Source organism: Pseudomonas sp. B2M1-30 (genome assembly GCF_025447575.1).
GTDB classification, from domain to species: Bacteria; Pseudomonadota; Gammaproteobacteria; order Pseudomonadales; family Pseudomonadaceae; genus Aquipseudomonas; species Aquipseudomonas botevensis.
This window is the reverse complement of sequence record NZ_JAOEJT010000016.1, coordinates 88,115-100,592: the sequence shown is the minus strand read 5'-3', so window position 1 is coordinate 100,592 and position 12,478 is coordinate 88,115. Positions and strand designations below refer to the sequence as shown.

General features: G+C 56.9%; 11 protein-coding genes, 1 tRNA gene and 4 pseudogenes. 3 read left to right on the top strand and 13 right to left on the bottom strand.

From position 1 onward, the window contains the following. Positions 1 to 296 precede the first annotated feature (296 nt). On the top strand, positions 297 to 725 hold the full coding sequence (locus N8H74_RS25290; RefSeq protein WP_225930202.1) for a hypothetical protein: 429 nt from the start codon (positions 297 to 299) through the stop codon (positions 723 to 725). 8 nt (positions 726 to 733) lie between these two features. Here the strand turns inward: N8H74_RS25290 and N8H74_RS25285 are convergent. Both N8H74_RS25285 and N8H74_RS25280 read right to left on the bottom strand, forming a co-directional pair. Next, a pseudogene (locus tag N8H74_RS25285) lies at positions 734 to 1,033 on the bottom strand (major capsid protein); the annotation flags it as partial. Between the two features lie 11 nt (positions 1,034 to 1,044). After that, entirely contained in the window at positions 1,045 to 1,752 is a 708-nt protein-coding gene (locus tag N8H74_RS25280) for a hypothetical protein (protein WP_262151154.1), read from the bottom strand. A 182-nt stretch (positions 1,753 to 1,934) separates the two neighbouring features. Between N8H74_RS25280 and N8H74_RS25275 the strand changes: the two genes are divergently transcribed. After that, a complete protein-coding gene (locus N8H74_RS25275; protein ID WP_262151152.1) occupies positions 1,935 to 2,531 on the top strand; it encodes a hypothetical protein in 597 nt (198 codons plus the stop codon). Positions 2,532 to 2,575: 44 nt separating this feature from the next. Here the strand turns inward: N8H74_RS25275 and N8H74_RS25270 are convergent. Continuing rightward, positions 2,576 to 2,830: pseudogene (locus N8H74_RS25270) on the bottom strand (phage head morphogenesis protein); the annotation flags it as partial. Positions 2,831 to 2,893: 63 nt separating this feature from the next. After that, positions 2,894 to 4,192 (bottom strand): annotated as a pseudogene (locus tag N8H74_RS29355) (DUF4055 domain-containing protein); the annotation flags it as partial. Positions 4,193 to 4,364: 172 nt separating this feature from the next. Here N8H74_RS29355 and N8H74_RS25260 point away from each other — a divergent pair. Then, a pseudogene (locus N8H74_RS25260) lies at positions 4,365 to 4,511 on the top strand (MFS transporter); the annotation flags it as partial. Between the two features lie 185 nt (positions 4,512 to 4,696). Here N8H74_RS25260 and N8H74_RS25255 read toward each other — a convergent pair. The 9 genes from N8H74_RS25255 to thrS form a co-directional block, all read right to left on the bottom strand. Continuing rightward, positions 4,697 to 4,773, bottom strand: a tRNA-Pro gene (locus N8H74_RS25255). Between the two features lie 90 nt (positions 4,774 to 4,863). Beyond that, entirely contained in the window at positions 4,864 to 5,220 is a 357-nt protein-coding gene (locus N8H74_RS25250; RefSeq protein ID WP_003179985.1) for a MerR family transcriptional regulator, read from the bottom strand. Beyond that, a complete protein-coding gene (ihfA, locus tag N8H74_RS25245; protein WP_002553164.1) occupies positions 5,201 to 5,503 on the bottom strand; it encodes an integration host factor subunit alpha in 303 nt (100 codons plus the stop codon). The genes N8H74_RS25250 and ihfA overlap by 20 nt, the downstream gene beginning before the upstream one ends. A 3-nt stretch (positions 5,504 to 5,506) precedes the next feature. Continuing rightward, on the bottom strand, positions 5,507 to 7,885 hold the full coding sequence (pheT, locus tag N8H74_RS25240) for a phenylalanine--tRNA ligase subunit beta (RefSeq protein WP_262151148.1): 2,379 nt from the start codon (positions 7,883 to 7,885) through the stop codon (positions 5,507 to 5,509). A 26-nt stretch (positions 7,886 to 7,911) separates the two neighbouring features. Further along, the gene (gene pheS, locus N8H74_RS25235; RefSeq protein ID WP_077044525.1) at positions 7,912 to 8,928 is read right to left on the bottom strand and encodes a phenylalanine--tRNA ligase subunit alpha; all 1,017 of its coding nucleotides are present in this window, start codon (positions 8,926 to 8,928) and stop codon (positions 7,912 to 7,914) included. A 109-nt stretch (positions 8,929 to 9,037) separates the two neighbouring features. Further along, a complete protein-coding gene (gene rplT / locus N8H74_RS25230) occupies positions 9,038 to 9,394 on the bottom strand; it encodes a 50S ribosomal protein L20 (RefSeq protein ID WP_007905879.1) in 357 nt (118 codons plus the stop codon). Positions 9,395 to 9,424: 30 nt separating this feature from the next. Then, on the bottom strand, positions 9,425 to 9,619 hold the full coding sequence (gene rpmI, locus N8H74_RS25225) for a 50S ribosomal protein L35 (RefSeq protein WP_002553160.1): 195 nt from the start codon (positions 9,617 to 9,619) through the stop codon (positions 9,425 to 9,427). Positions 9,620 to 9,679: 60 nt separating this feature from the next. Then, positions 9,680 to 10,231: a translation initiation factor IF-3 gene (gene infC, locus N8H74_RS25220; RefSeq protein WP_217831760.1), complete on the bottom strand. Its 552-nt coding sequence runs from the start codon at positions 10,229 to 10,231 to the stop codon at positions 9,680 to 9,682. Then, positions 10,231 to 12,153 (bottom strand): threonine--tRNA ligase, encoded by a 1,923-nt coding sequence (thrS, locus tag N8H74_RS25215; protein ID WP_217831740.1) that lies wholly within the window; start codon positions 12,151 to 12,153, stop codon positions 10,231 to 10,233. The genes infC and thrS overlap by 1 nt, the downstream gene beginning before the upstream one ends. Between the last annotated feature and the right edge of the window lie 325 nt (positions 12,154 to 12,478).

Below are 12,478 nucleotides of genomic sequence, written 5' to 3'. Positions count from 1 at the left end.
CCCGAAGGCTGTCTTGGCTACAGGTTGATTTGAGGCAAAAAAAAGCCCCAACATGCTGGGCCAAAAACAGAAGCTATCTCACCAGTGCCAACGTTTAGACACAATGAGCCAATCAGACCTGCTATTGATTCGATAAAAACAACCCAAAAATCAGCCTGGCGCCAGTAGCGAGGCCGGAGATTTCACGATTGGCCGTGGAACTCGGCGCCGGAGATGTAACCGGCATATCCACTAACTTGAGATGATGTTACCGGCATGGTCAAATAAGTGATGGCCTTTTGCTACGGTGATCTCAATTGAAACAGAATCGCGGAATAATCATTTTTTTTTCGGCAATGATTTTGCTCTTTATTTTGGTACAGGTATGGCACGCACAATCTGCTCCGGAAGAGAAAAAGCAGGAGCGGGAACGCCAGCTCAAGGGTCTCGCGCTCATCATGAGTGTTCAGTCCGGAAAAGCATCTGACGATTCAACTCGCATCGATTCTGTGACCTACAGCGATGAGGTCATGCGTATCTCTTACACACTCACTAAAGTTACGAAAAACGAAATCGATTCTGATGAATTCACCAAGGACGCAAGAGCGCTTGCGGCTTCTGCATTCTGTAATGAAAAAGGTTTAGGACAATTCGTGAAATCGGGTCTTTCCATTGACCTCCTTTACAAAGATTCAACCGCCTCACCGATAGTCGAGTTTCAGATAGGCAAATCCGATTGCCTCTGAAGCCTGTCTTGAGACGGCTCGTAGCGGATCGGGCCGAAGCCGCCGGCGATCTTGACCGACGAGTTCTTCAGCTCGGTCAGGTCGGTGATCGGCGCGGCTCCGTTCGCAGCGTAGCGGTCGACACGACGCTGTGCGGCGCCCAGGGTTTGAAAGAACGACTCTTGGAGGAAGTCGCCAGTGAAGCCTTCTGACGAGATGATGATTGCGCCATTGCTGGCAGCGTTGAAGGCAGCAGTCATCTGATCCAGCGTTTCGAGAGTCGCCGGCATGATGTATTGGTTGAAAACCTGCATTTGAGACAGGGACATGGACTATTTCCTTACGATTGTGGGAGATCTGGGTACTTGCTGGCGATCGCCGCAGTACGTTCAGTTTTGGTGCCGCCGATGTTTCCTTTCGCGGCCCCGCCGCCACCTCTAGCACCCGCAGCCCCGACGCCCGATGCCTTACTACCCGCGATCAGCGGCGCGAAAGCCGCGTCATTCGCGATTTCTGCTTTCAGCTCGTCCAGCGTTGCCGCCGAGAGCTTGCCCTGTGCGTCGAGGACGACCACAACAGGCTTCCCGTCGCGCTGCTCGACGCTCAGACGGCGTTCGATGTGTGGCAACAGGGCTTTGGCGCTGCCTTGAACCGCCAGGGCAGACGCGATATCAGTAGCGGTACAGCCGACAGGCAGATCCCGGATCTGCCCGCCCAGCGTTCCACGCTCCTGCTCAAGCATGCCGTTCAGCTCAGCTTCGCGGCGGTTGAATTTTTCAGTCCAGGAACGCTCGAGTTCTTCGACATTGCCAGATTTGCGAGCGGCTTCTTCACGCTCCAGGCGCGCGGCTTCTTCCGCCTCCCGCACCTTCTTCTCGGCCAGCTTCTTCTCGCCGAGCAGTTCATCAACCTTGGCCTTCAGGCCGGATACATCTTCTTGCTGCGGCAGACCTTCAATGCCGAGTACGAACTTGCCGTCCTTCTCGATGTAAAGAGCGCGCACGGCTTCATCTACCCCTTCCAGGGTATCCATTTGGAATTTCAGCATTGGGTGTCTCCCAGAGACTTAGATGCAGGCTCGGCCTACTGTTTTTAGGGATTAATAAGTGATGTTGTGGACGGCCACAGACAGGAGGAGCAAATAAATGCTTGAAGGAGCGCTCAGGGAGCAGTATATTTTTGCTCACGGAGCGAAATAATTCGCTCCTTATGCGACCCAAGGAGGTCCAAATGCAAAACCATCAGATCATCTATGATGCAAACAAAAAACCACTTTTCGTCGTCATCCCGTACGACGATGAGTACAAGCGTGCATTCGGAATTGAGCCATCGCGGGGCTCGATGAGCACCACCTACGAAATCCCGCTGGCGATCACCCTGCCAAACGCTGGGGCCGGCGCAACTCTTGACCTTCCACGATTCGTCGAATACTGGGTGCGTTGTGGAATCCAAAGCCTTCCGATCAACAAGCGCGCCAAACCGCTTCGTGACTTCGAAGGCCGGGAGCGCTTCTCGCTCGAAGCTTTGATTCGGATCTGCTTCATCAGCAAGCCGTATCGGAACACTATGCAGGCCGTCAACGAAGTGACCGACCAATTGGTCAAAACCGGTCTGTTTCGCGAGATCCGTTTCAACCAAGCGCAGTTGCTCCCCGGTCAAATCTTTGATCGTGAGCGAGCAATCTCGCAGGCCCAGATCCAGCCATACTCGCGAACTGTCAACTGTCTCGAAATTGTTTACGAAGAAGCAGCCGAGTTCTGTAAGCAGCATCCGATTCCAAAAGAAAAGAAAATCGACTCCCAATGGTTTAATCGAGACCGCCCTTGATTCCTTGAGGCGGGTGTTGCTGAGCAACCCCGCCGCTCATTTTTTCAGAGACCAGCGTTGTAGAAAGCAAACGGCTCGAGCCTTTTCATTTCCAGTAGAGTCAGCGGCGCAAAGTTACGATCAAGCTGCAGTTCGGCGAAGCGTTCAACACTCAGGCCGCCTTCACGAAACAGCTTGGCTCGGACCGGGCCTATGGCCTTGTCCTGAAACGCCGACGGCTGCTGCTGGAGCCAGTCGTAATAGCAGAGGTCAGCCCTCACCTGCTGCGCACCGCCGTCGCCGATGGATGCCCGAACGGCGCAAACTTCGCCACCTCCCCCGACTTCAACTGCTCTAGGAAAACGGCGTGCCGGATCGTGGCATCAAGGATTGTGTGGTTTGCCGCCATTCGTGATTACCTCTGTGTCGTCCAAGGCCGGTCCGGAGCTTTGCGCCTCCAGTTCGTCCCGGATTTCGTCGTCCGTCTTCTCCGGGTTGATCACGCCTCGATCGCGCAGGTACTGCCAGAAGTCACCCTCTGGAAGCTTGCCCCCCTGCACCGCGTTGAACAGCGCTGCCAGGATCATCGCGTCCAGAGTGATCTGGCTAAAGTCCTGATTGAGCTTGTAGACCACCTCGCCGTCAGCATTCACGAACTCGGCCATCCACGCCAGGCACTGGCTATAGGCCTCGCTGACGTTGCTGACCACCAGAGACAGAACGCTGTGTTCGGCGGCGCTGTCGTTGTCGGCCTGGGTGGCGGTCTTCACCGCGCTGCCACGCTCAATCAGTCGGGCGCCGAGCGAAACCATGTCCTGCTTCTTGGCGTCCATGGCCTCCTTGGCAACCGTGTTCGGCTGGACCTGCCAAACGCCGCAAGTACCGCTGACCGGGAGCAGCCAAGGGGCGCGGGACCCAAGGAAAACTCCGTTCGATTCCATATGGTCGCGCCACTGCTCATCAAGACCAGCCATCCACGGCTGAGGCTGTCCCACCAGGTAGGCAGCTTCCTCGTAGTCCGCGCTGTTCCGGTAATGACCGATGTTCACTTCAGCCATGTCGTACAACGGCGCATCATCGATGCTGGTGTCGTTGTTCTCGCTGCCAACAAACTGGAACGGGATCACCTGCCATGGACGGCCAAGGCCATTCAGCGGCGTGAAAGGGGCAACAACTTGGCTAGCCTTGCTTGATCCCTCCTCCCAAACTTCCTGGGTGTATTGCCCTGCCGGATCCAAGCGAAGAACCCTGTACTGGATGACCTGCTCACTACCGAAACCGTCGTCCGTGTCGACATCTACCGTCTCGCGCAGCACAACAAGGCTCAGCAGATGCTGGCCACCGACTTGGCGAGTCTTCCAGTTGATGATCGATTCTGCGGTGTAGCTGGCGACGCTCGCCCGAGCGCGACCGGACAATTCGTCGGCCTTGCTGACAGTTCCAGCCTCAACTGCGGCGTAGTCCACCAGCAGCCCGTGACGACCCACTTCGAGCAGGTGCCCGATGACCGACTGGGACTGCTGATAGACACTCACGCCCTGCCCGTCGATGTCCTTGGCCACGTAATCAAGCGCCCCAGGAACAGTCAGCGTCGGCCAGGTGCGGAACACTGCACCGACCAAGCTGTGCTTCGTGCGCCCGGTGGCGTTGTAGAACACTGCCCGTTTCTTGTAGGCCTCGTGGGGACTGGAGGGAAACGCCACGACAGCAACCTGACAGGGTCGCCATCTCCACCCATTGAGCCTCGGCATTTGCCGGGGCTTTTTCGTTTTCGGCTCCACCACACCCATTGCTCCGAGCTGGGAGTGCTGCTGGAGCCGATCCAAATCAAGTCATGCAGTCGGAGTCGAGCGCATGGATCTTCTGCATCGCCTGTTCGACAAAGCTGAATGGCTCGTCGCGGGCTTGATTGGTGCCATCGTTGCAAGCTGGTGGCACAAGGACGACCTCACCGATTGGCGAGCTTGGGCAATCTTCCTGGTCACTGGAGTGGCTTGCTCGCCGGGCATGCCAACGAGAGCATGACCAAAAACTACCAGCGGGACCATGCGGAAATCATCTGGTCCGAGGCAATTCCGGACCTGAATATCAGCGAAATCACGGGGTAGTTTTGCGCGGATTTTGCGCAGGCACAAAAAAGCCGACCTAACTGATCGGCTTAAGTGTCTGATTCTACTCAGGAATAATGGTCGGGACGGAGTGATTCGAACACTCGACCCCTAGCACCCCATGCTAGTGCGCTACCGGACTGCGCTACGCCCCGACTAGGCGTGAAACCTGTTCTTCAACCTCGAAGAACGCTCAAGAATATATCGCAAGCTTTTGAAAACTGGAAGTATTTAAAGGCTGCTTTTTATTTCTTGAGAACCACCAGCACATCCTCAAGCTCCGCAATCATCTGGCGGATCATTTGTTTGTACTGGGTGGTGTCATCTTTGGCCTCGTCACCGGACAAGCGCAGACGCGCGCCACCGATGGTGAAACCCTGATCGTAAAGGAGCGCGCGGATCTGCCGGATCATCAGCACGTCCTGGCGCTGATAATACCGGCGGTTCCCGCGGCGTTTGACGGGGTTGAGCTGAGGAAACTCCTGCTCCCAGTAGCGCAGCACATGTGGTTTTACCGCACACAGCTCGCTGACTTCACCGATGGTGAAGTAGCGTTTGCCCGGGATGACGGGTAGTTCGTCGTTATGACTTGGTTCCAGCATAAGCCTCAACTCGGGCCTTCAACTTCTGCCCTGGACGAAAGGTGACCACACGGCGAGCCGTGATCGGGATTTCTTCCCCCGTTTTCGGGTTGCGGCCAGGCCGCTGGCGTTTGTCCCGAAGGTCGAAATTGCCGAAACCGGACAATTTGACCTGCTCGTTGTCTTCAAGAGCGTGCCTGATTTCCTCGAAAAACAGTTCGACCAATTCCTTGGCTTCCCGCTTGTTCAGGCCCAGCTCTTCATACAGACGTTCCGCCATCTCAGCTTTCGTCAAAGCCCCCATACGTCACTTCCTTAACGTGGCGTTCAACCTTTGTTCGAGCGAGGTGAGGATATTTTGCGTCGTCGAATTCACCTCATCGTCATTAAGAGTGCGCGATGGATGCTGCCAGGTCAAGCCGACGGCAAGGCTTTTTCTATCAGGATCAATACCTTTACCCTGATACACGTCAAACAGCCTGAGATCCGTGAGCCATTCGCCTGCATTTTCAAGGATTACGTCCAGCACAGCCGAGGCTGCGACGTCTTTATGCGCGATCAGTGCAAGGTCACGACGCACTTCAGGAAAGCGCGACAACTCATGGAATTTCGGCATTTTACCGAGCGCCACTTCAGCCAGAACCAGCTCGAAAACGAACACTGGGCGGTCCAGACCCAAGGCTTTCGACAGTTCAGGGTGGATGGCACCGATGAAGCCGACTTCACGCCCTTCACGCTCGATGCGCGCAGTCTGACCCGGGTGCAGCGCAGGGTGTTTGCCCGGCACGAAAGTGAACGAATCCAGTGCACCGGCGAAGCCCAATACCGCCTCTACGTCCGCTTTGACGTCGAAGAAATCCACGGTATCGCGACCTTGTGCCCAGCCTTCCGGCAAGCGGCTGCCGCATACGACACCGGCGAGCATTGGCTCTTGCTTCAGGCCTTCAAGCTGGCCGACAAAGCGCAGACCGCTCTCGAACAGGCGGACACGGTCCTGCTGACGATTCAGGTTGTGCTGCAACACCTTGACCAGACCTGGCCACAGCGACGAACGCATGGCGGCCATGTCGTTGGAGATCGGGTTGGCCAGCAACAGTGGCTCGACACCAGGACTGAACAGTTCGAACTGCTTCGGATCGATGAAGCTGTAAGTGATCGCTTCCTGATAACCGCGTGCCACCAGCAGGCGACGCAGCTCCGGCAGATCGCTGCGGGCCTCTGCCTTGGCTTGCGGTGCCAGACGGGCTTGCGGATAGCGAACCGGCAGACGGTTGTAACCGTACAGACGGGCCAGCTCTTCGATCAGATCGACTTCCAGGCTGATATCGAAGCGATGGCTTGGCACTTCAACGCGCCACTGCCCTGCTCCATCAGCGGAAATATTCAGACCCAAGGCACCGAGCAGACGCTCGACGTCGGCCGAATCCATTTCCATGCCCAACATCTGAGTGATGCGCTGTGCACGCAGCGTAATCGGTGCGATCGACGGCAGATGCTGCTCGCTCACCGTCTCGATGATCGGGCCGGCTTCACCGCCGGTGATTTCCAGCAGCAGGCCAGTGGCGCGCTCCATGGCTTCACGGGCCAGTTGCCAGTCCACGCCGCGCTCGTAACGGTGCGAAGCATCGGTGTGCAGGCCATAAGAGCGGGCCTTGCCGGCTACCGCGATCTGATCGAAAAATGCGCTCTCCAGGAACACATCACGAGTGGTCGCGGACACACCGCTGTGCTCGCCGCCCATCACACCGGCAATCGCCAGCGCGCGAGTGTGGTCGGCGATCACCAGCGTGTCGCTACGCAAGCTGACTTCCTGGCCATCGAGCAATACCAGCTTCTCACCCTCTTCCGCCATGCGCACATGGATGCCGCCATTGATTTCCGCCAGATCGAAGGCGTGCAGCGGCTGCCCGAGTTCAAGCATCACGTAGTTGGTGATGTCGACGGCAGCGTCGATGCTGCGAACTTCGGCACGGCGCAGGCGCTCGACCATCCACAGCGGCGTCGGTTTGGAGAGATCGACGTTGCGGATGACACGACCCAGATAACGCGGGCATGCAGCCGGGGCCAGCACTTCTACCGAACGCACTTCGTCATGCACCGCAGGAACCGCAAGCACCACAGGACGGGTGACCGGAGCGGCGTACAGCGCGCCGACTTCACGGGCCAGGCCGGCCAGAGACAGGCAGTCGCCACGGTTCGGGGTCAGGTCCACCTCGATGCTCGCGTCATCCAGACTCAGATAAACGCGGAAATCCTCGCCTACCGGCGCATCGGCCGGCAGCTCCATCAGGCCGTCGTTGCCTTCACCGACCTGCAGTTCGACTTGCGAACACAGCATGCCGTTGGACTCGACGCCCCGCAGCTTGGCTTTCTTGATCTTGAAGTCGCCCGGCAGCTCGGCGCCGATCATGGCGAACGGAATCTTCAGGCCCGGGCGCACGTTAGGCGCACCGCACACCACCTGGAAGGTTTCCGTGCCGTTGCTGACCTGACACACACGCAGCTTGTCGGCGTCCGGATGCTGCTCGGTGCTCAGCACCTCGCCCACGACCACGCCACTGAATTCACCGGCGGCCGGCGTTACGCTATCGACCTCAAGACCGGCCATCGACAGACGGGCAACCAGCTCGTCGCGATCTACCTGCGGGCTAACCCAGCCACGCAGCCATTGTTCACTGAATTTCATCCTGCTCTCCTAAAAATTCGTTACGACTAGCGAAATTGCGCGAGGAACCGCAAGTCGTTGTCGAAGAACAGACGCAAGTCGTTCACGCCGTAACGCAGCATGGCCAGACGCTCAACGCCCATGCCGAAGGCGAAGCCCGAAAACTCTTCCGGATCGATACCGGACATGCGTAGCACGTTCGGGTGGACCATGCCGCAACCCATCACTTCCAGCCAGCCGGTCTGCTTGCATACACGGCAGCCTTTGCCGCTGCACATCACGCATTCCATGTCGACTTCAGCGGACGGTTCGGTGAACGGGAAGTACGAAGGGCGGAAACGCACCGCCAGCTCTTTCTCGAAGAACACCCGCAGGAACTCTTCGATGGTGCCTTTCAGGTCGGCAAAATTGATGTCGCGATCAACCAACAGGCCTTCGACCTGATGGAACATCGGCGAGTGGGTGATATCGGAGTCGCTGCGGTACACACGGCCAGGGCAGACAATGCGGATCGGCGGCTGTTTCGATTCCATGGTGCGGACCTGTACCGGCGAGGTATGGGTGCGCAGCAGCATGTTGGCATTGAAATAGAAGGTGTCATGCATCGACCGGGCCGGGTGGTGGCCTGGGATGTTGAGCGCCTCGAAGTTGTGATAGTCGTCTTCGACTTCCGGGCCTTCGGCGATGCCGTAGCCAATACGGGTGAAGAACTGTTCAACACGTTCCAGAGTCCGGGTAACCGGATGCAGACCGCCGGAAGTCTGGCCACGGCCAGGCAGGGTCACGTCAATGGACTCGGCGGCGAGTTTGGCCGCAAGATCGGCCTCCTCGAACAACGCCTTGCGCGCATTGAGAACTTCTGTGACACGTTCCTTGGCAACGTTGATCAGGGCGCCGACCTGCGGACGCTCCTCTGCCGGCAAATTCCCCAGGGTCTTCATCACCTGAGTCAATTCGCCCTTTTTACCAAGGTAGTGAACCCGGATTTGCTCCAGGGCATTGATATCTTCAGCGCTTTGCACAGCCTCTAGTGCTTGAGAGACCAGCGCATCCAGGTTTTCCATGTACAGACTCCAGATACAAAATAGGGGAAGAGCTTGAAGGCTCTTCCCCTATTTATGACGTTTAACACCAGACCCCACACAGGTGAGGCCGGGTGACTGTCGGGGGTACTTAAGCCAAGGTGGCTTTAGCTTTCTCGACAATCGCAGCAAACGCCGCTTTTTCGTTCACTGCCAGATCAGCCAGAACCTTACGGTCGATCTCGATGGACGCTTTTTTCAGGCCGGCGATGAAACGGCTGTAGGACAGACCGTTGATACGAGCACCAGCGTTGATACGAGCGATCCACAGAGCGCGGAACTGACGTTTTTTCTGACGACGGTCACGGTAGGCGTATTGGCCTGCCTTGATTACCGCTTGCTTGGCAACACGGAATACGCGGGAACGTGCGCCGTAGTAGCCTTTAGCAAGTTTCAGAATTTTTTTGTGACGCTTACGGGCAATGACGCCACGCTTTACACGAGCCATGAGTTACTTCCTCTATTCTTGATCCAAAAATTAACGAAGGCGCAGCATGCGCTCGACTTTTGCCACGTCAGACGGATGCAGCAAGCTGCTACCGCGCAGTTGACGCTTACGCTTGGTCGACATTTTGGTCAGGATGTGGCTCTTGAAAGCGTGCTTGTGCTTGATACCGTTAGCAGTTTTCAGAAACCGCTTAGCAGCACCACTTTTGGTTTTCATCTTTGGCATGTTCGGATACTCCGCATTCAGTTGATAAACATAATCAGAAGGCCTGCCGTGCCCTGTTGATTACTTCTTCTTTTTCGGGGCGATGACCATGATCAGCTGGCGTCCTTCCATCTTAGGATGCTGTTCGACCGAACCGTACTCTTGCAGGTCAGCTTCAACCCGCTTGAGGAGTTCCATCCCCAGCTCCTGGTGGGCCATCTCACGGCCGCGGAATCGCAAGGATACCTTGGCCCTGTCCCCGTCACTCAGGAAACGTACCAGGTTGCGTAGTTTTACCTGGTAATCCCCTTCCTCCGTCCCTGGACGAAACTTGATTTCTTTTACCTGAATCTGCTTCTGGTTTTTCTTCGCCGCTGCAATCTGCTTCTTCTTTTCGAAGATCGATTTGCCGTAGTCCATCACTCGGCAAACCGGTGGGACTGCGTCGGCGGAAATTTCTACCAGATCAAGCTTGGCTTCTTCAGCAATACGAAGCGCTTCATCAATCGAGACGATGCCAATCTGCTCGCCGTCAGCGCCAATTAACCGAACCTCGCGTGCCGAGATATTCTCGTTGATCGGGGCTTTCGGTGCAGTTCGTTTATCTTGTCTCATTTCACGCTTAATAATAATTACTCCGAATCTTGGCGACCACGCCGGGAAACCGCTTGCGCGAGGAACTCAGTGAACTGGGAGACGGGCATCGAGCCCAGGTCAGCACCTTCACGAGTACGCACAGCGACAGTCTGCGTCTCGACTTCCTTATCTCCGATAACCAAAAGATAGGGAACCTTGAGCAAGGTATGCTCGCGGATTTTAAAGCCGATCTTTTCATTTCTCAAGTCAGACTTGGCACGAAACCCGCTTTCGTTGAGAGTTTTTTCGACCTGAGCGACAAAATCTGCCTGTTTATCAGTGATATTCATGACCACTGCCTGGGTTGGCGCCAGCCACGCAGGGAATGCACCTTCGTAGTGCTCGATCAGAATCCCGACGAAACGCTCGAAGGAACCGAGGATCGCCCGGTGCAACATCACAGGATGCTTGCGGCTGTTGTCTTCGGAGACGTATTCGGCGCCGAGACGGATAGGCAGGTTGAAATCGAGCTGCAGGGTACCACACTGCCACACACGACCGAGGCAATCTTTCAGCGAGAACTCGATCTTCGGACCGTAGAAAGCACCCTCACCCGGCTGCAGATCGTACGGAAGGCCCGCGCTATCAAGGGCGGCGGCCAGTGCAGCTTCGGCGCGATCCCAGAGTTCGTCGGAACCCACGCGCTTTTCCGGACGAGTGGACAGCTTCATCTCGATGTCCTTGAAGCCGAAATCGGCGTAGACATCCAGCGTCAGCTTGATAAACGCAGCGGATTCGGCCTGCATCTGCTCTTCGGTGCAGAAGATATGGGCATCGTCCTGAGTGAACGCGCGCACGCGCATGATCCCGTGCAGAGCACCCGACGGCTCGTTACGGTGGCAGGCACCGAACTCGGCCAGACGCATCGGCAACTCGCGGTAGCTCTTCAGACCCTGATTGAACACCTGCACGTGGCACGGGCAGTTCATCGGTTTGATGGCGTAGTCGCGGCTTTCCGACTCGGTAGTGAACATGTTGTCGGCGTAGTTGGCCCAGTGCCCGGACTTTTCCCACAGGCTACGGTCAACGACTTGCGGCGTCTTGATCTCAAGGTAGCCGTTGTCACGCTGAACCTTGCGCATGTACTGCTCGAGTACCTGATACAACGTCCAGCCGTTCGGGTGCCAGAACACCATGCCCGGCGCTTCTTCCTGGGTATGGAACAGGCCCAGACGCTTGCCGATCTTGCGGTGATCGCGCTTTTCCGCTTCTTCGATGCGCTGGATGTAGGCAGCCAATTGCTTCTTGTCAGCCCAGGCTGTGCCATAAACGCGCTGCAGTTGCTCGTTCTTGGCATCACCGCGCCAGTAAGCACCGGACAGCTTGGTCAGCTTGAAGGATTTCAGGAAACGCGTGTTCGGCACGTGCGGACCACGGCACATGTCGACGTATTCTTCGTGATAGTACAGGCCCATGGCCTGCTCGTTCGGCATGTCCTCGACCAGGCGCAGTTTGTAGTCTTCGCCACGAGCCTTGAACACTTCAATCACTTCGGCGCGCGGAGTGACCTTCTTGATGACATCGTAATCCTTGTCGATCAACTGCTGCATGCGCTGTTCGATGGCGGCCATGTCGTCCGGAGTGAAAGGACGCTCATAGGCGATGTCGTAATAGAAACCTTCGTCGATGACCGGACCGATGACCATTTTGGCCGTCGGGTACAGCTGCTTGACCGCGTGGCCAACCAGGTGAGCGCAAGAGTGGCGAATGATCTCCAGCCCCTCTTCATCCTTTGGCGTGATGATTTGCAGCGTCGCGTCGCTGTCGATGATGTCGCAGGCGTCGACCAGTTGGCCATTGACCTTGCCGGCCACGGTGGCCTTCGCCAGGCCCGCGCCGATGGATGCGGCGACCTCGGCTACGGAAACCGGGTGATCGAATGAACGTTGACTGCCGTCGGGAAGAGTAATAGTTGGCATGGCGCCTCCTCTCCTAGTGGTGACCCCTACCAAAGGTCACGTGGGTTGGGATGAGCCAGTACAAGATCCGGTCCAGGCCATTCAATGACGAACGCCTGCCTTACAGCGGCAGGAGCCTTGCGGCCAACCGGGAACCAAACCAGAGTGACTGGGATTCAAATCAGGGTATTCGAACGCTGCCGCTACCGGAACTGAAGGTCACCGGAGCCTGCAAACGCCCGAGGCAGGCATGCTAGCACAGATGGCCGGCCATTAAAGCGAACGAGTCGCGCCTGACTCGATTTGCGCACTATTCACGGCATCCGGTGAACTTGAGATGTACGTC